At 44.4% G+C, this 18,269-nt stretch carries 22 protein-coding genes; 4 read left to right on the top strand and 18 right to left on the bottom strand.

Going from position 1 to position 18,269, the window contains the following annotated elements; all coding sequences use genetic code 11:
* Positions 1-19: 19 nt before the first annotated feature.
* The 3 genes from NA59_RS00380 to NA59_RS00370 are packed head-to-tail and all read left to right on the top strand — an operon-like array spanning position 20 to position 3,154.
* Positions 20-952 carry a cupin domain-containing protein gene (locus NA59_RS00380; RefSeq protein WP_044406215.1) on the top strand — a complete coding sequence of 311 codons (933 nt, stop codon included), beginning with the start codon at positions 20-22 and terminating at the stop codon, positions 950-952.
* A 16-nt stretch (positions 953-968) separates the two neighbouring features.
* The gene (locus NA59_RS00375) at positions 969-1,649 is read left to right on the top strand and encodes a response regulator transcription factor (protein ID WP_044406213.1); all 681 of its coding nucleotides are present in this window, start codon (positions 969-971) and stop codon (positions 1,647-1,649) included.
* A complete protein-coding gene (locus NA59_RS00370; protein ID WP_044406210.1) occupies positions 1,646-3,154 on the top strand; it encodes a sensor histidine kinase in 1,509 nt (502 codons plus the stop codon). The genes NA59_RS00375 and NA59_RS00370 overlap by 4 nt, the downstream gene beginning before the upstream one ends.
* Here the strand turns inward: NA59_RS00370 and NA59_RS00365 are convergent.
* Complete coding sequence (locus tag NA59_RS00365; protein ID WP_044406207.1) at positions 3,134-4,276, bottom strand: SPOR domain-containing protein; 1,143 nt, start codon at positions 4,274-4,276, stop codon at positions 3,134-3,136. The genes NA59_RS00370 and NA59_RS00365 overlap by 21 nt on opposite strands.
* Positions 4,277-4,358: 82 nt before the next feature.
* On the opposite strand from NA59_RS00365, the gene NA59_RS14980 reads away from it, so the two are divergent.
* A complete protein-coding gene (locus tag NA59_RS14980) occupies positions 4,359-4,514 on the top strand; it encodes a hypothetical protein (RefSeq protein WP_157792521.1) in 156 nt (51 codons plus the stop codon).
* Here NA59_RS14980 and NA59_RS00360 read toward each other — a convergent pair.
* The 17 genes from NA59_RS00360 to NA59_RS00280 form a co-directional block, all read right to left on the bottom strand.
* Complete coding sequence (locus tag NA59_RS00360; RefSeq protein ID WP_044406560.1) at positions 4,511-4,924, bottom strand: YchJ family protein; 414 nt, start codon at positions 4,922-4,924, stop codon at positions 4,511-4,513. The genes NA59_RS14980 and NA59_RS00360 overlap by 4 nt on opposite strands.
* Positions 4,905-6,263, bottom strand: a complete 1,359-nt coding sequence (locus NA59_RS00355) for an MATE family efflux transporter (RefSeq protein WP_044406204.1) — start codon at positions 6,261-6,263, stop codon at positions 4,905-4,907. Before NA59_RS00355 ends, NA59_RS00360 begins: the two co-directional genes overlap by 20 nt.
* Positions 6,260-6,655 carry a hypothetical protein gene (locus tag NA59_RS00350; protein ID WP_044406202.1) on the bottom strand — a complete coding sequence of 132 codons (396 nt, stop codon included), beginning with the start codon at positions 6,653-6,655 and terminating at the stop codon, positions 6,260-6,262. The genes NA59_RS00355 and NA59_RS00350 overlap by 4 nt, the downstream gene beginning before the upstream one ends.
* 5 nt (positions 6,656-6,660) lie before the next feature.
* A complete protein-coding gene (locus tag NA59_RS00345; RefSeq protein ID WP_044406200.1) occupies positions 6,661-7,266 on the bottom strand; it encodes an NUDIX domain-containing protein in 606 nt (201 codons plus the stop codon).
* Positions 7,256-8,344, bottom strand: coding sequence for an alanine racemase (gene alr, locus NA59_RS00340; protein WP_044406197.1), 1,089 nt, complete (start codon positions 8,342-8,344; stop codon positions 7,256-7,258). Before alr ends, NA59_RS00345 begins: the two co-directional genes overlap by 11 nt.
* Position 8,345: 1 nt before the next feature.
* On the bottom strand, positions 8,346-9,800 hold the full coding sequence (dnaB, locus tag NA59_RS00335; protein WP_044406194.1) for a replicative DNA helicase: 1,455 nt from the start codon (positions 9,798-9,800) through the stop codon (positions 8,346-8,348).
* A 124-nt stretch (positions 9,801-9,924) separates the two neighbouring features.
* Complete coding sequence (gene rplI / locus NA59_RS00330; RefSeq protein WP_044406191.1) at positions 9,925-10,371, bottom strand: 50S ribosomal protein L9; 447 nt, start codon at positions 10,369-10,371, stop codon at positions 9,925-9,927.
* 13 nt (positions 10,372-10,384) lie between these two features.
* Positions 10,385-11,278: a DUF2232 domain-containing protein gene (locus NA59_RS00325; protein ID WP_044406187.1), complete on the bottom strand. Its 894-nt coding sequence runs from the start codon at positions 11,276-11,278 to the stop codon at positions 10,385-10,387.
* 21 nt (positions 11,279-11,299) lie between these two features.
* Positions 11,300-11,527 carry a 30S ribosomal protein S18 gene (rpsR, locus tag NA59_RS00320; protein ID WP_044406184.1) on the bottom strand — a complete coding sequence of 76 codons (228 nt, stop codon included), beginning with the start codon at positions 11,525-11,527 and terminating at the stop codon, positions 11,300-11,302.
* 13 nt (positions 11,528-11,540) lie between these two features.
* Entirely contained in the window at positions 11,541-11,891 is a 351-nt protein-coding gene (gene rpsF / locus NA59_RS00315; protein WP_044406181.1) for a 30S ribosomal protein S6, read from the bottom strand.
* Positions 11,892-12,079: 188 nt separating this feature from the next.
* Positions 12,080-12,775, bottom strand: coding sequence for an orotidine-5'-phosphate decarboxylase (gene pyrF, locus NA59_RS00310; RefSeq protein ID WP_044406179.1), 696 nt, complete (start codon positions 12,773-12,775; stop codon positions 12,080-12,082).
* 29 nt (positions 12,776-12,804) lie between these two features.
* Positions 12,805-13,146 (bottom strand): LapA family protein, encoded by a 342-nt coding sequence (locus NA59_RS00305; RefSeq protein WP_044406175.1) that lies wholly within the window; start codon positions 13,144-13,146, stop codon positions 12,805-12,807.
* Positions 13,147-13,161: 15 nt separating this feature from the next.
* A complete protein-coding gene (locus tag NA59_RS00300; protein ID WP_044406172.1) occupies positions 13,162-13,467 on the bottom strand; it encodes an integration host factor subunit beta in 306 nt (101 codons plus the stop codon).
* A gap of 107 nt (positions 13,468-13,574) precedes the next feature.
* Complete coding sequence (rpsA, locus tag NA59_RS00295) at positions 13,575-15,233, bottom strand: 30S ribosomal protein S1 (RefSeq protein ID WP_044406169.1); 1,659 nt, start codon at positions 15,231-15,233, stop codon at positions 13,575-13,577.
* 113 nt (positions 15,234-15,346) lie between these two features.
* Complete coding sequence (cmk, locus tag NA59_RS00290) at positions 15,347-16,003, bottom strand: (d)CMP kinase (RefSeq protein ID WP_044406166.1); 657 nt, start codon at positions 16,001-16,003, stop codon at positions 15,347-15,349.
* The gene (gene aroA / locus NA59_RS00285) at positions 16,003-17,337 is read right to left on the bottom strand and encodes a 3-phosphoshikimate 1-carboxyvinyltransferase (protein WP_044406164.1); all 1,335 of its coding nucleotides are present in this window, start codon (positions 17,335-17,337) and stop codon (positions 16,003-16,005) included. The genes cmk and aroA overlap by 1 nt, the downstream gene beginning before the upstream one ends.
* A gap of 60 nt (positions 17,338-17,397) precedes the next feature.
* On the bottom strand, positions 17,398-18,267 hold the full coding sequence (locus tag NA59_RS00280; RefSeq protein ID WP_044406162.1) for a prephenate dehydrogenase: 870 nt from the start codon (positions 18,265-18,267) through the stop codon (positions 17,398-17,400).
* Between the last annotated feature and the right edge of the window lie 2 nt (positions 18,268-18,269).

Genomic DNA, 18,269 nt, shown 5'->3' with positions numbered 1-18,269 from the left:
TATAAAAAGGATGTGTCCTATGCTAGCCAAACAACCCATCGAACAAGTTCAGCAAGCGGTTCAACAGCAATGGGAACAACAAGCGGATTTTAAAGAGTATATGTCTGCAGTGAATCCACCGATGCCAAAAATTGAGGTGGTCAACTTCCCACATACTTTATATGCTGAAGGGGCTTCACGGGTTATTCCATTTGATTTAAGTGAACAGTTGCAAACGGCTTACCCCGCCACGACACCTAATTTAATGGCGAACTTTATTCGCATTATCGAAGGTACAACCCTGGTTACCGATGCCAAAGCGACGTCACAAATGTTTTATGTCATTCGCGGCAAGGGTCGCACCCAAATGCAACAGGGTACGATTGAGTGGAAGCAAGGCGATTTGTTCACCCTGCCCGCGCTGCCGGATGCGTTGCACAGTGCCACCGAAGATGCCGCACTTTATTGGGTAACCGATAGTCCGTTGCTTAGCTATCTTGGTGTCATGCCGGCTGAACAACGTTTTAGCCCCGTCCTTTATACCAAGGAGCGTTTAGCATCAGAGCTCGCGGCTGTCCGAGCGCAAGGTGAGGGACGTAATCGTACCGGTATTTTGTTATCTAATCCAAACTTTCCACTGACCATGACGCTGAGTCACACGCTGTGGTCTTTATACAATGTGTTGCCAAAAGGTGTTGTACAAAAACCCCATCGTCACAACTCCATTGCTATCGACTATTGTGTCGCCGCTGGCGAGAACACCTATACGATGATTGGCAAAGAGATTGACGATCAAGGTCAAATCATTAACCCGATTCGCGCCAACTGGGTAGCCGGCTCGGTCTTTATCACCCCACCAGGTTGGTGGCATTCCCATCATAATGAATCCGGTGAAGATGCCATTGTGCTGCCGATTCAAGATGCGGGTTTGATTATGAATATGCAAATTCTCGACTTCAATCACGTTAAGTAATTTAGGTTTAAATCCGATGGCTTATAACGTGATGCTGGTTGAGGATGATTTGCAACAGCAATCGGCGATTGTGGAGGCATTGCAATCAGAGGCTATTCATATTGATGTTTTTGCCATGCGTGAGCCCGCACAGCTTCGGTTCACGCAACAGCTACCTGATTTACTGATTAGCGATATTATTTTAGGTGATGAAATCGACGGGGGCTTTGATTTAGCGCGGAACTTGCAACGCTATCAGCGCCCTATTCCGATTATTTTCCTCTCCGAACGTCAATCTGAGTTTGATATCATGGCCGGTCATGATATTGGCGCGGTGGATTATCTGCCTAAGCCTATAAGCTTGGCGGTGTTAAAGCGAAAAGTGGATAATTTATTGCGTTTAACACAAATGCCTAAAGCGGAGCCATCGCTGAGCTTTATTGAAGGGCTGCAATTAGATAGACATAATTTAAAAGCTTTTTGGCGAGCACAACCGCTTCAACTTACCGTGACGGAATTTGAAATGCTTGAACAATTTGCACTCACCCCCATCGGTTCGGTGATCAATTACCAACAACTACAAACCGCGACGCAAGGCGTGGTAGAGCGAAATACCATTAATACCCATATTTGTAGACTACGTAATGCGTTTAAAAAAATAACCCCTGAGTTTGATGCGATTCACAATGTCTATGGTCGTGGCTACCGTTGGCAATGACTGCACGTTTTACTATCCGACGTCGTTTGCTATTGTTATTTTTATTGTTGGGTATATTGCCTCTCTTGGCTTATCGCTTAGCAATCGATTTGCAACATTTGATTTTAAATCATCAAGCCAGCTTACACCAACATACTGTACAAAACTTGTCATTGATTTTAGAAACAAGACCTGAAATATGGGGTAAAACGCAGGAAGCTGGACAGATTCTTTCACATATTGATTTAGAACAAAGTAGCATTTGGTTGGTCAATCAAACCGGGCAAACTCAATATGTTATGGGCCACCTTAATGCGTCCTTAAGCTTTAAACGTGATTTTTTAGAGTGGCTAGGTTTTTCTGGGATTCAATTATTGGGCAAGGTCGCCAACCCACTCCCCTATCCCTTTCCGCAGTCGCCTTACCCAGAGCGTGAAATAATTGAAGCTGCGCTCAAGGGGCAAACCAGTCAACAATATCGCATTAATCATCAACAAAACCCGATTAGCTTGATGTCGGCTACCCCCCTTTATCACAACAACCAAATTATCGGTGCGGTGGTATTTGAGCAGAGTATTGCGCAGTTATTTCAACAAAGCTTAAGTGCCTTTCATCGTTTAATCGGCTTATCCACTTTGATTTTGTTATCGGTGTTAACCGGTGTTTTATTTTATGCGCAAGCCATGTCTAATCGGATTTTACGCCTTGGTGAGGATGTTAAAAAAAGTTTTTCATCGGCAAAAAAATTGCAACCTGGTTATTTAAAACGACCAGAAAGGCAAAATGATGAACTCACACAGTTGCGTCAAGATATATGGGAAATGTTTGAAAAACTCGCTAGTTATGAGCGTTATCTAAAGCAGCTACCTAAAACACTACGTCACGAGCTACACAATCCAATCAATCGAGTGAGTGCCAACCTTGAGCTATTGGCACTCACCTACCCAGAGCAAGACAGGATTAAGCAAGCACAGCAAGGTTTAGCGCAATTACAAAGACTCTTAACTGCTTTATCAGAAGCGTCGAGTTTAGAGCAAAGCCTTGAGAATCAGATGTTGTATCCGCTTGCTGTACAGCGAATAAGTGATTACTTTCAATCTATTTGCGACAGTTTACCCACGGGTCTTGTGACGATACGTATCGCACAAAACTTACAAGATTGTGCTGTTCAAGCCGATGGTTTTTTACTTGAGCAACTCATTGATAAACTGATTGATAATGCACTCGATTTTAATAATGGCCGCCAGCCTATTTTACTATCGATGGAAAAACAAAGCGGCCAGTTAGTGGTCCGTGTAAGTAATGCTGGCCCAACGATACCGGATGAGCTGAAATCACAAATATTTGAGGGCATGGTGTCTCTTCGAGCAACCGGCGATTTAGATCATGCGCACTTAGGGTTGGGGCTTTATCTGGCCAAGCTGATTGCACAACATCATCAAGCTGAACTATCCGTCGACAACTGGCCCGACCAGCAAGGTGTCACCTTTTGTTTGGTGATCCCTTTACTCGACACGCCCGCTTAAGTCACGCACACGACGCACCCAGGGTGAAATCCCGGTTTGCTCTTTAATATCAACCGCCATTTGGTTAGCTTGAGTACGCTGCGCATGAGAACCGACAACCAGCACAAAACTTTGACGACCATCACGTATCTGCGGAATAATTCGACCGCCTTGAATGCGTTTGTCATTGATAACCTGCTCAATGCCGTTGCGGTCGGCCATGCTAGCAAGCTGTAAAACAAAATTATCAGCAGCTTGTTGCTTAAGCCAGGTAACATCTGGGTCAACCGGTGCTTTTTGTTCAACAAGGCGCACGACTTTTTGTTCGGATCTAGCTGTAGGCACGGAGGGCGTAGCCGGTGTCTGTATATCATTCGGCGGTATCGGTGCATCTGAAAACGCCATTTGAGTTAAAAACCCTTGTAAACGCGCTTCCATTTGGCGCTCAAGCTGTTGTGTGGCTTCTCGCAGTGCATGCGGACTGATTTGTTGTGAGGCTTGTGCTTGTCTTAACTCGCTTAACTGACGCTGTTGGATTTCGATACGCTCAATCAATTGATCAAACATGTCAGCATCACCGCCTTTTTCAATTTGGTCTTTAAGTGCCATCACCTCTAGTTGTACATTACCCAATGTATCAAGGGTTTCAGAGTGAATAGCTGCTAGCTGCTGCATATCGCGTTGCACCGCATTGTAGGCGACATAAATCACACCTAATACCGTCATCAATAAGGATAGCATAATGATAACACCAAAAAACGAGGCTTTTTGTGCTTGCTTGGCTTTATGCGCGCCTAAGGCGGTGGATTTCTTTTTCATTTTGGGGGCGGCTTCGGATTGGGCGGTTTGACTTAAGGTCACATCAGGCTCCGCAAAATCTTGCGGATTAAACATGGGTTCTCTGATGCGCGGATTATGCTGACGTGGCTTGGCGAGTGAACTGTAATCGTCGTCATAGCTCATTTTGGGTTCTTTTTTGGCTGGTACAACCTGCTCAGCGGCGTTCAACCAATCATTGAGGGTGTGAGGACGTGCTTCATTGGTGGCTCCGCCACGCTGCTTGGAGAGTTGGTTAGCTTGTGCTTCAATCGCCTCTAATAATTTCGCGCGTTCTTTTTCCAATTCCGAAATTGTCTGTGCCATAATTTTTCTCTAATGTTTGTCGGCTAAAATTGCATGTTTATTGTAGAATGTTCACACATAAAAATAAATGGATAAATTTTAAATGCACTCTATCACAATGGATAAGGTTTTTGACGCGCTTTTACTCATGCTGGGGTTAACCGCTATTGCGGTCACGATTGTGGGCCTCGTTATTTATGGTGTTTATTTATTTTTTAAAAACTCAAAAGAGGATGACGAAAAGCGCAATCACCTTTAGTTTTTTAAGATATCACCGCGCAGGTAACACCAGTCACCCTCCGGGTTTCGTTGAAAATAACTTTTCTCACGAAACTCCAATTGAAACAAGCCATCCAAATAAAACGCACTGAATTCAACAATGCCTTGTTTGTCGTTTGGCTGCCCCGCTTGGGTTTGCCATATTTTTAATCTTACCCAGTTTGGTTGATCGGTCAGTTCCATGCTGTTTGGTCGTGTAGATGGACACCAAGTATTTAACAGGTACGACGCTAGCTCAGGTTGTTGCTGACCCAAATAATAAGCACTAAACCGAGAACGCATCAAGGCTTCAGCCGTCAGCGCTTTGGCTTTACCCGTATGAATTAGCTTACAGCAATCGCTATAGTCTTGTCCACTTCCGCAAGGACACTTAGCTTTTAAAATCAACATGTTGCATCATCCATCTCAATCGCAAAATCAATAAAACAGCCGCTAAGGCTAGACCGGCAATAATCCCAAACCAAAAGCCATACACCCCGAGCGGTTCACCAAATGGATTAGCAAAAGCCAGCCAGTAGCCGCCGCCTAACCCTACGCCCCAGTAACTTATCAGTGTCACCCACATGGTAACCTGGGTGTCGTGCAAACCACGGAGTGCGCCGGCCATTGCTACCTGTATCGCATCAAATACCTGATAAGAGGCTGCAAAAATAAATAACATCGCCGCAATATGAAATACCTCTGGGTGACTGGTGTAAAGACTGACAAACACTTCTCTGAACGTTAGGGTAAACAGTGATAAGGCAATGCCAAAAAACAAGGCAAAGGCCACACCGACGCTAATGCTAGTTTTGACGGCTTCACGGCTATTTTCACCATAGCCAAAACCGACGCGCACAGTCATCGCCATTGCCAGACTTAAAGGCAACATAAACAGCAAAGAGGTAAAGCTCATTGCAATTTGATGGGCACCAATTACTGTCGTGCCAAGCGGTGCGATAAACAATACAACAAAACTAAACATCCCCACTTCAAATAACAATGAAAATGCCATAGGTACACCCAATAATAAAATCGGTTTAAAGCCTTTTTTCCAGTCTGGACCAACCAGGCCTGGTTGGCGATAGACTTGTGTTTTTGTTGCATAGCGCACATACAACCAACCACCCAGCAACATCGACCACATCACAATCGCGGTCGCTACACCACAGCCCACTGCACCCATACCTTCAATCGGCCCGTAGCCATAGATAAACAATGCATTAAGCGGAATATTTAATAACAAGGCACCAACACTTAAATAAAGTGTTGGTAGCGTAATGCCTAAACCTTCCCAGAAAAATCGATAAACCTGATAAAGTGCAACCCCAGGCAAACCTAACGCGGCATAGAATAGATAATCGACGGTTAAATCATAAACCTGTGGGCTTAACTGCAACAAATTCAGCAAGGGCTGCGGTATCATCAGCAATAACATACTCACAAGCCCAATCGGGATCGCTAACCATAGACCCTGAGTAAGATTATATCCAATCGCGGTTGAATTTTTTTGCCCTAAAAATCGGGCTGTAATGGGCGTCATGGCTAACAAAATACCGGTCGCAAAAATAAAAACCGGTAATAAAATACTGGTTCCCAAGCCAATCGCCGCTAGGTCATTGACCCCTACCCAGCCTGACATAATGGTATCCACGACCCCTAAGCTCGTCAGGGCGAGTTGTGCGGTAAAAATCGGCAGTGCGATACGTATCAGTTGATAGGCTTCACGCTTATGAGCGGTTAGGTTCATTGGGTGCGCTTATCATCGGGTGGTTCAGTAGGATCAAAATATGATTCATCAGCATCATCATAATAATCACTCGGCAAGGTTAGCCAGCTGGGGTAAAAAATAATCACCATCAGTTTCACTAACCAAAATACAACGGCATACACCACAATGGCCAAAGCCAAGACTAATGGAAACCCAACAACGGCATCTAAAATCAACGCTTCACCCGCTAAAAACCGAGGGAGTAATTGCATTTTGACAATAGCAAAATATAGCCAATATGACGCGGCAATTAAACTGGCTGCCAGTAAGAGCTGATGTGTTATTTTTGGTAACTTGCCATAACGAAACAAGGCCATTAATGGATCGCGTGAGGGTGGATGGTTATCCGGTTTTTGTGAGGTATTTTTCATGGCGTTTAATGATGACCTAGCTTTTGAAAAAAAAGCCATTGTAAAGCAATAAGGGTGCTGGCAACGCGAAACTTGCCGGTTAACAAATCTTGTTTTAGTGAGCTAAATGGCATCTTGAGCAAGCGAATATCCTCAACCTCCTCTTTTAGGCCGCTAAATTCACCCAGTTGATTAACATCTACCTGCGCGGCATAAAGATGAAGTATTTCATCACTGCCGCCAGGGCTGGGGTAAAATTGGCAAATATACTCGAACTCGGTGACTAAGACACCGGCTTCCTCAAGCGTTTCACGTTTACAAGCTTCCCAAGTAGACTCCCCTGGGTCAATCATCCCTGCCACAGGCTCTATTAACCAGGCCTGATTAGGATTATTCGCTTCCAGTGCATGTTGGAGCGCACCGGCACGGCACTGCTCAACCAGTACAGCCTGTTGCGCATTCAGGTCATAGAGTAAGACCACGACGGCCTGACCACGACCAAATAACTCTCTTACAATGGCAGGGCTCATACCGCCTTGATAAAGACTGTGCTGAAAGGTGACTCGATTAATTTTAAAAAAGCCGTCATAGCCTTTAGTATTAGAATGAATGACGAGTGTTTTATCTGACATGATCTGGTTCCCGCTCTATTTCTTTAATGGGCACACGCTGGGTGATGCCACAGAGTAATTCATAACCTATTGTGCCGGCTTTTTCAGCTATTTCGTCCACAGGTAAACCCTCACCCCAAAGCACAACAGGGTCACCTATATTGACGGCGCCAGCTATCGCTGTCAAATCAAGGGTCAGCATATCCATTGAAACACGTCCTGCAATGGGGACGCGTTGGTTATTGACTAATACTGGCGTGCCGCTTGGTGCATGGCGTGGATAGCCATCACCATAGCCTGCAGCCGCGACACCAATCAAACTCGGTTTTTGTGCCACCCACGTTTGACCATATCCCACCGCCTCACCTTGCGCAATCCATTTCAAGCTAATAATTTGTGTTTGAAATGTCAATACCGGTTGAAACAAAGAGCGAAACTCGGGCATGATGCCGGCGCCATAGAGCATAATGCCAGGTCGTACCCAGTCTAAATGGGTTTGCGGTAAGCGCTGTAATGCCGCGGAATTCGCTAAACTCATTGGGCATTGATAGTCTTTAGCTTGCTGCTCAAAACAAACCTGCTGTTGCCTGGTAAACACCGTATCTTCTGTTACGCTGGCAAAATGTGACATTAAGTTGAGCCTTAATTGCGGTAAGCTATTACGGATTTTCAGCATTGATTGGGCAAAGCTGACGGGGTCGAACCCTAGTCGATGCATCCCTGTATCGAGTTTAAGCCATACTTTGAGCGCAAACTTTGGTTGATAAGCAAGCAACCATTCAACCTGATGCGGCGAGTGCAGCACCAAATCCAAACGATGTTGCTCAACCAATGGCATTTCTTCAGGTTGAAAAATACCCTCTAGTAATAAAATGCGATGTAAAAATCCTTGCTGACGCAATATAAGGGCTTCATCCAGACTGGCGACAGCAAAACCATCCGCAGATGAACACTGCTGCGCTACACGCACAATACCATGACCATACCCATTCGCTTTAATCACGGCCCAAATTTTAGAATGGGGGGCGAGTTGTCGAACTTGTGTAAGATTATGCCGTAAAGCGGCAAGATTAATTTGAGCGCAAATAGGACGTGACATATTAATAGTGCATATCTTCAGGTGACATTGAAATATAGTTCTCAAACCGGGTGTATTGACCAATGAATGTCAATCGTATCGTGCCAATCGAACCATTACGGTGTTTGCCAATAATAATTTCCGCCGTTCCTTTGTCATCACTATCAGGATGATAGACTTCGTCTCGGTAAATAAAGATAATTAAATCGGCATCCTGTTCAATTGCCCCTGATTCACGTAAGTCAGACATTTTTGGGCGCTTATCAGGGCGCTGCTCCAAGCTTCGATTGAGCTGTGATAACGCAATTAGCGGGATATTAAGCTCTTTAGCCAGTGCCTTCAAACCACGAGAGATTTCAGAAATTTCATTCACACGGTTATCGGTATGCTGAGAGCCCCGCATCAGCTGAAGGTAGTCAATGACAATTAAACCCAAACCTGTTACCTTGGACTCGGGGTCTTCAACCCCCGCTTCAATCGCTTTACGCCGTTGCTTATCACGAATATCCTTGTCAATGCGACGCGCCCTTGCTCGAAGCTCTGTAATCATCAAGGCCGGTGTGTCATCAATATAAATATCGGCATTCGATAATAGCGAGATAGATTTGTTCATTTTTGCCCAATCCTCAGGCAATAATTTACCGGTTCGCATCCGGTGAGCATCAATACGCCCTAGTGAACTAATCATTCTCATCGCAAGCTGTTCTCCGGGCATTTCCATACTAAACACCGCAACAGGTTGCCCACTTTTTGTTGCGACGTTTTCGGCTAAGTTCATTGAAAAAGTGGTTTTTCCCATTGAGGGGCGCCCTGCTACAATCAACAAGTCGCCGCGTTGCAATCCGGAGGTCATTTCGTCAAACTCGGTCAAATGTGTGGCTATACCGGTAATGGAACCATCGGAGTTAAACAACTCATCAATGCGATTAATCGCAGAGGCGAGTAACTCATCCATGGTTTTATATTGACGTTGCTTTCCTGCACCATGCTCAGCAATCGCTAATATTTTAGCCTCGGCAAAATCAAGGATTTCACGCACATCTTTACCTTTGGTAAAGAAGCAGCTTTCCGAGACCTCGTTAGAGGCGTCAATCAATTTGCGAAGAATAGATTTTTCACGCACTATTTGTGCATAAAAAAGAATATTGCCAGCACCCGGTGTATTCGCCACTAATTCAGCCAGGTAGGTTTTACCACCGGCCAGCTCGATTTGATTCGTCGCTTCTAAGAGTTCAACGACAGTGACCAGGTCAAATGGCTTATTGGCGCGACTTAACTCACAAATCGCACTATAAATCGCTTGGTGCTGCTGGGTATAGAAGTCATATTCATTAACAACAATAGAGACATCTTCAAATGACGCATTCGATAGCATGAGTCCACCTAAGACAGATTGCTCAGAGTCAATTGAGTGAGGAGGAACCTTGAAAGGGCTGCTTGTTGTGGAGGGTGACTGAGATTTAGCGTTGGGTTTCATAGTTTATCGTTTATTATGAGATTAGACATATTATAAACGATTGAATGCGATAGATTGTAGCCATTAAAAAACCCCGTCTAATTATAATTAGACGGGGTTTTCATTATTCAAGTTAAAGCAGTGATTAACCTGCTTTGACTTCAACCGTGATAGCAGCTACAACATCGGTGTGTAACTGAACATCAATTTCGAATGTACCGATATGGCGCAAAGCACCTTCTGGTAAACGAACATGACGACGCTCAACTTCAAAGCCGGATGCACATAGTGCGTCCGCAATGTCTTGCGTACCGATAGAACCGAATAGCTTGCCTTCTTCACCCGCACTAGCTTCAACAGTCACAACCATGCCATTCATTTTTTCATACAAGGCTTGTGCATCAGCCAAGGCCGCTGCCGCTTGTTTTTCTAATTCAACACGACGTGCTTCAAACTCAGCCAAATTCTCTTTTGTTGCAGGCTTTGCTTTACCCTGTGGAATTAAAAAGTTGCGTGCATAACCCGATTTAACTGTAACTTGGTCACCTAATGTACCAAGATTTTGTACTTTTTCAAGCAGAATAACGTTCATAAGAAAACCTCTATTAACTTTCTATCCAACGACTGCGTAAATCCATAAAATTATCCGCCAAGCCAAGGATTGATAAAACCAACACTGTCTGTGGGAACACAGCCAATAAAATATATAAACCGACTAACCAGCCATTACTCAAATCTTTTCTCAAGACGGCATGATGCGCAATTGCCAAGCCTTGAAACATTAATATCACGGTTAACAAACCAAATAAGTCACCGAGTAAGCCACCACTTGCATCATTAAAGAAAATGCTAGCGACAGCCACTAACGCCGTCGCATAGGCCACATTTCTCGGCAGCGTTAATTGATGAAAATCTTTTTGGAACTGGCCAGGGTAATACAGCACACCTTGCCACCAACGCCCGGTGATTAAAACGCTAAACCAAAGCACTACAGCAAACATCGCAATCAACATGGTCATCACGTTGGACATTTGCTCAATCAGTTCAATAGAATAGGCAACGTCTGCTTGATCCAATAAAGGTCTAACCGCTTGATTAAATGTATTCATCCACCAGCCTGGCATATCGCCGACGAGTAAATGAACAAACACTAAGCCAGCCGCTGCCATCAAACCGGCAAATTGCAATGTAGCGCCCAGTGAGTTAGTCTGGCGTAATACCACCGCCAAAACCCAAACGGGTAGCATAAACTCGATAATAACCACCAGGCCTGCTAAATAGCTGCCTGATAGTACACCAGAGAGTCCCAAATGCACCGCCGCTGTTGCAGCCATCAGTTTTAAGCCATCAGCTAGCCCAACACGTAGCGTAACTAATGCAATGACCGCGCCAGCCAAAAAGCCTACCGGTGTAAACCAGATAGCCAACAATGCAAACGCAATACTGGCAATATAGGCCTGCATAGGCCCTTTCATTACATAGTTTGCAAGTGCAATCATGATATTAACTTAATAAACGATTTATTTGTGTTGATCAGTGTAGGGCAATAATGCTAGTACACGGGCACGCTTAATGGCGGTTGCCAACTGACGCTGGTATTTTGCACTTGTACCTGTAATGCGACTAGGTACAATTTTACCTGTTTCAGTAATGTAAGCACGCAGCGTATCCAAATCTTTATAATCGATTTCTTTTACGTTTTCTGCTGAAAAGCGACAATATTTTTTACGTCCGAAATTTTTAGCCATGTTACTCTCCTAATTATGCGTTTGCAGCGAGTGCCGGTTTGTCATCTTTTCTGCCAGCCATCACAGAAGGTTCAACATCGGCTTCTTTACGAGCTATGACCATATTACGTAACACGGCATCATTGTAGTAGAACGCATTTTCAAGTTCACTCAACGTTTCTTGATTACACTCGATATTCATTAGAATATAATGAGCTTTATGTACTTTATCGATGGTGTAGGCCAATTGGCGACGACCCCAATCCTCTAAACGGTGAATTTTACCGTCAGCTTGTTCGATCATTGAACGGTAACGCTCAACCATCGCAGGCACCTGCTCGCTTTGATCAGGGTGCACTAAAAATATTACTTCGTAATGACGCATGGTCTCTCCTTATGGATCAATATCGGAGCTTTCTACAAAGCAAAAAGGCTTTATAGTAAAGCAAGGAAATTCAGGCCTATCTTTTATAAGACCTGAAAGACTGGGATTATAGATAAAACTTATAGCTATTGCAAGCTTACTAGCCCGCATATTTCATAAAGTTCACGCGACATTTATGAAACAGGCTCCTAGCAGCCTAAACTTTCATTTATCGCTAATAAACTGGCTAAGGGGTCAGGTGCTTGGGTAATGGGGCGCCCTATTACCAAATAATCTGAACCGGCTGCTATCGCTTGAGGCGGGGTCATAATGCGTTGCTGGTCATTGGTTGCCGAACCTGCAGGACGGATACCGGGCGTAACGAGTTTAAAGGCCCCTCCAAGCTCCGAGCGTAAAACACTCGCCTCCAGTGCAGAACAAACCACGCCATCCGCACCCGATGTCTTGGCTAAACGAGCCAGCCGCAAAACATTTTGCTCAATGGTACCTTGCATGCCAATCGATTCAAGCTGTGCTTGATCGAAGCTAGTAAGGATGGTTACAGCGGTTAGGATTGGCTGATGCGAGCAACTTAAAATTGCTTCCTTAGCGGCTGCCATCATGTTAGGCCCACCTGAGGCATGTACATTGACCATCCAGACACCCATATTGGCAGCGGCTTTACACGCCATCGCCACGGTATTGGGAATATCATGATATTTCAGATCAAGAAACACATCAAAACCTTGAGTTACAAGTTTTTCAACTAGTTGCGGCCCCGCAATAGCAAACAATTCTTTGCCCACTTTTAGTCTACACTGTGTTGAATCCAGTTTTTCGACCAGCGTTAAAGCGCCTTGCTGATTGTCAAAATCCAATGCAACAATAACGGGTGAGGAAGTCATGCTTAACTCCTTTATTTATATAATTAGGTTTAATCAGGTTTTACAGGGGATACGATTAATTCGGTGGTAACCGACTTCTCTTGCTCAGTATGAACTTTCTTTTTTAACTCGATAATTTCATTCGATTGCTTTTTGATTTGTTTATTGAGTTTGTGATTGGTCCACTTCAAATGAACAACCTGCAAAATAATAAAGAATCCAGCAAGCAATAAACCTGAAATAAATGAAAGACTTAAAAGAATGGACAAGGGAATGTGCCGTTGATCAAAATAATAATCAAACGGCACAGAAGTTGGATTAAGTGAACCGAGCAAAATCCCTAACACCATCATAACAACCAGTACAACGAATGAAAGCACTTTGCCGATCATATAAACTTATCCTTGTTAGCAGATAATATCCGTCGTTGCTTTTGCGGCATCCACTTGCTCACGCAGGGTTTTGCCTGGCTTAAAATGCGGAACACGCTTTTCAGCTAATTCTACAGATTCACCCGTTTTAGGGTTACGACCAATACGTGCCTTTCTATGATGCAAACTAAAGCTACCAAAGCCACGAATTTCAATTCGATCGCCTTGTGCTAAGGTTTCAGTCATAGAGTCTAAAATTTGATTTACTGCAATCTCCACATCTTTTTGTGGTAATTGAGCTTGTCTTCTTGCGATGAGCTCGATTAACTCTGACTTGGTCATTATTTTACTCTTTAAGTGTATTTTGGTAGAAATAAGACCAGCCCCAAAAACGGAGCTGGACGACCAATTAAATGTCAATGCGATGATTGACGTTTAATTTACCAGACTTAAAGCTGACCTTTCAACAAATCACCTAGCGTGTTGGTGGCTTGCTCTTGATTTGAAGTGTAGCCCTTAATAGCATCGGCTTCTTCTTGCTTGTCTTTTGCCTTTACTGACAAAGAAATGTTGCGACTCTTGCGATCGATGTTAGTGATTTTGGCCTCAACCTTATCACCTACTTTTAATACGCTTGATGCATCACGCGTGTCTTCGTTTAGTTCAGAAGCACGAAGGTAACCTTCTACTTCTTCCGCTAAATCAATTACCGCACCTTTATCGTCGACAGACTTCACAACACCTTCAACAATCGCATTTTTACCATTGGTTGCCACAAATTGTGAGAAAGGATCTTGCTCAAGCTGCTTCAGGCCTAGAGAAATACGCTCTCTCTCCGAATCAATTGAAAGAATAACCGTTTCTAGCTCATCCCCTTTTTTGAAATCACGAATGGCTTCTTCGCCCGTTTGATTCCAAGAAATATCGGTAAGGTGAACTAAACCATCGATGCCACCATCTAGACCGATAAAGATACCGAAGTCAGTGATAGACTTGATGTTACCTGCAATCTTGTCACCTTTTTTATGGGTAACAGCAAAGCTTTCCCATGGGTTAACGGTACACTGTTTGATACTTAAAGAAATACGACGACGTTCTTGGTCAACATCCAATACCTTAACACGCACTTCCTGACCTAAATGAACCACTTTAGAAGGGTGAATGTTACGGTTTGTCCAATCCAATTCAGAAGTATGTACTAAACCTTCAATACCTTCTTCGATTTCAACAAACGCGCCGTAGTCAGTGATATTTGCCACTTTACCGCCAGTTTCAGAACCGATTGGGTAACGTGCAACCATGTCTGACCATGGATCGGCTTCCATTTGCTTCAAGCCTAGAGAAACACGGTTACGCTCTTTATCAAACTTCAATACACGCACTTCGATTTCATCACCAACCTGTACGATTTCAGATGGATGATTAACACGACGCCATGCCATATCCGTGATGTGCAATAGACCATCAACACCGCCAAGGTCAATAAATGCGCCGTAGTCTGTTAGGTTCTTAACAATACCTTTAAGCACAGACCCTTCGTCCATGTTTGCAAGTAATGCTTCACGTTCAGCGCTGTTTTCTTGTTCGATAACAGCACGACGAGAGACGACAACATTGTTGCGCTTACGATCAATTTTAACTAACTTTAATTCTACTTCTTTGCCTTCTAGGAAGCTAAAGTCGCGAATTGGACGCGTGTCAACCAAAGAACCTGGTAGGAAGCCGCGAACGCCTTCAACATCAACAGTAAGACCGCCTTTAACTTTACCGGTTACTAAACCGATAACGGTTTCATTTTCTTCAACGGCGGTTTCAAGACGATCCCAAGTTTTAGCACGTTTTTCTTTTTTGCGTGATAAACGGGTTTCACCGAAACCGTCTTCTAACGCTTCTAAACATACTTCAACTTCATCACCAACAGCCACTTCTAAGTTGCCTTGCGCATCTTCAAATTGCTTTCTTGGGATGGCAGATTCAGACTTCATGCCTGCATCGACCATAACGGTTTCTTTGTCTATACCAACAACGGTACCAATAATTAATGCGCCGGTTTGAAAACGGTCTAACTGAAGAGATTCTTCGAATAACTGTGCAAAAGTTTCGCTCATGAATGGATTACCAAATTTAAAATTACAAAACCGAATGAATTACCAATCTTGGGGCAAGTAAAACAACTCGGGTCAGTTAATAAAAGCCAATTCCCCAATCATTGGCTAGGTCGTCATATTCCACAATTTTGTAGAATTTGTTTTGATTTATCAAAGACTTGATGGATATTTAAATCCGTCGTATCGATCACAAATGCATCATCCGCAGGTATCAAAGGCGAAGTGGCCCGAGACATGTCTCGTTGGTCCCGCTCAATGATGTCCTGCGTTATTTTGTTAATATTAGCAGTAACACCTTGATTTTTCAACTGGTTAACACGTCTTTCTGCACGAATTTCTGCAGAAGCGGTTAAAAACAACTTAACCTGAGCCTGTGGAAACACCACCGTACCCATATCTCGGCCGTCAGCAACCAGGCCTGGTTGGCGCGCAAAATCTTTTTGTCTTTGCAACAATGCTTCCCTTACCGCGGGCATGGCCGCGACTTTTGACGCCATGCCCGCGACGTCTTCATTACGAATCGTCAGGCTAATATCTTGACCTTCAAACCAAACCTTGCCATCTATAAATTCAACGGGCAAAACGCTTGCCAACGCTACCAGGCCTGGTTGGTTTTCTAACTCAATTTTTTTATCCAACACACCATAGGCTAGACTTCGATAAATAGCACCACTATCCAAAAAATGAAAACCCGTATGCTCGCATAGTAATTGACAAAGTGTGCCCTTGCCGACTCCACTTGGGCCGTCAACCGTAATAATATTTATCATCACGCCTCCTCAGCCGTCACCTGCAACCCAACTGAATTGGCAAGTTCAATAAAACGAGGAAAGGACGTATTTACATTCGCACAGTCTTCAATTTTTATCGGTGCGACGGCTTTTAGACCAGCTACCGTCATCGCCATCGAAATGCGATGATCATGATGACTGATAATAGCGGCAGACTGGGGCTTTTGCTCGCCACCTTGAACAATCATACCATCCTCAGTAGGCTGTGCATCAATGCCAACCGCTTGAAGGGCATCCGCCATTACCTGAATGCGATCTGATTCTTTAACACGCAACTCTTCGGCACCGGTTAATACAGTTGTCCCTTCGGCTGCAGAGGCGGCAACAAATAACACGGGGAACTCATCAATGGCCAAGGGTACTAATTCTTCTGGAATGGTAATCCCTTTTAATTTTGCGGCACGCACATGAATATCAGCGACGGGCTCACCACCCACCTCACGTGGGTTTTCAAGGGTTATATCCGCGCCCATTAGTTTTAGAATATCAATAATGCCTGTGCGGGTTGGGTTAATCCCCACGTGCTCTATCACTAAATCTGAGCCGGGGGCAATCGAAGCGGCCACCATATAAAATGCGGCGGATGAAATATCAGAAGGTACATCAATGTGGGTGGCTGTCAATTTTCCACCGCCTTGCAAGGTAATTTTCGTTGCAAGCGCATCTAACTTTTTGCTTGTTACTTGATAACCAAAGCCACGCAACATGCGTTCAGTATGGTCACGAGTCGGCGCTGGCTCAACAACGCTTGTGGTGCCTTGTGCATACAAGCCAGCAAGCAGCACGCAGGATTTTACTTGGGCGCTCGCCATGGGTAGCGTGTAGTCGATGGCGTTAAGTTGATCACTGCCCTGCACTTTGAGCGGCGGCAAGCCTTTATCTTCGCTTTCGATTTTGGCACCCATTAAGGTAAGCGGATCGATAACACGTTTCATTGGACGCTTGCTTAGCGAAGCATCACCGGTCAATTCAGAGCTAAATTTTTGGCCTGCAATAATGCCACTTAACAGACGCATTGAGGTGCCTGAATTGCCCATGTTCAATGTATGTTTGGGTTGCTTAAGCCCGCTCAATCCAACACCTTTAATGGTTACCTTGCCGTCAACTGGCCCCTCAATCTCAACACCCATGGCTTGAAATGCTTTTAGCGTGGCCAAACTGTCTTCGCCTTCCAAGAAACCTGTAACGGTTGTTGTGCCTTCCGCTATAGAGCCCAGCATAATACTACGGTGCGAAATGGATTTATCACCTGGAACACGAATTCTTCCTTGAACTGAACCACCTGGCTGAACAATAAAACGTATATTTTTCATGATAATAACTTGCTTTTTTAAAATTTATGTGAAATTAATGAGCGACTAACGCAACCTAGTTTAACGCTTATTGATAATATGTTTATCCCGCGCAGCTTTGGCGTCGGCAAATAAATCATAGAGCTGATTGCCTTGCTGCTGCTCAATTAACTGACTTAGTTTAGTCAATTCAACTTGATAAGCCGCCAACCATTTAACAATGGCGGATGCATTTTGTAATGCAATATCACGCCACATAGTAGCATCACTAGAAGCAATTCGAGTAAAGTCACGGAAACCACCCGCGGTATATTGAAACACATTGCCTAGCTCAGAATGCTCATTGAGCATATCGACCAAGGCGAAGGCCAGCAGGTGTGGTAAATGACTGGTCGCTGCAAACACTTCATCGTGATAAGTAGCCGTCATTCTTGTAACCTGCGCACCCACCGCCTGCCAAAGTGACTCTACCTTATTTACTGCATCGGTATTGGTATAGTCTTGTGGCGTTAGAATGACCCGGTGATTTTGATATAGATCGGCTTCAACCGCTTCGACCCCACTTTTTTCGCGTCCTGCGATCGGGTGCCCAGGCACAAATTGAGCTGGCTTAAAACCAAGTTGTGTTTCAATCTGTTCGACAACACTGGCTTTTGCACTCCCCACATCCGTGACAATCGCATCCGGTTTTAAGTATGTAGCGATTTGCGCATAAATCGGTGCAATCGAGGCTAGAGGAACCGCCAGGACAACCAGGTCGGCATCCTGAACGGCGTCGGCCAAACTAGAGGCATAGCGATCAATCACGCCCAGCTCAACCGCTTTTTCAAGATTTTGTGTGTTACGACCATAACCAACCACATCAACAACGCGGCCAAGCTGCTTAAGCTTGAGGGCAAAGGAACCCCCAATGAGCCCAACCCCTATCACAGTTAAACGTTGCAAATGCATGC

The sequence above is a fragment of the Thiomicrospira microaerophila genome, assembly GCF_000934765.1.
Lineage (GTDB): Bacteria > Pseudomonadota > Gammaproteobacteria > Thiomicrospirales > Thiomicrospiraceae > Thiomicrospira > Thiomicrospira microaerophila.
The sequence above is the reverse complement of the archived record's forward strand: the minus strand, read 5'-3'. Positions and strand labels throughout refer to the sequence as shown.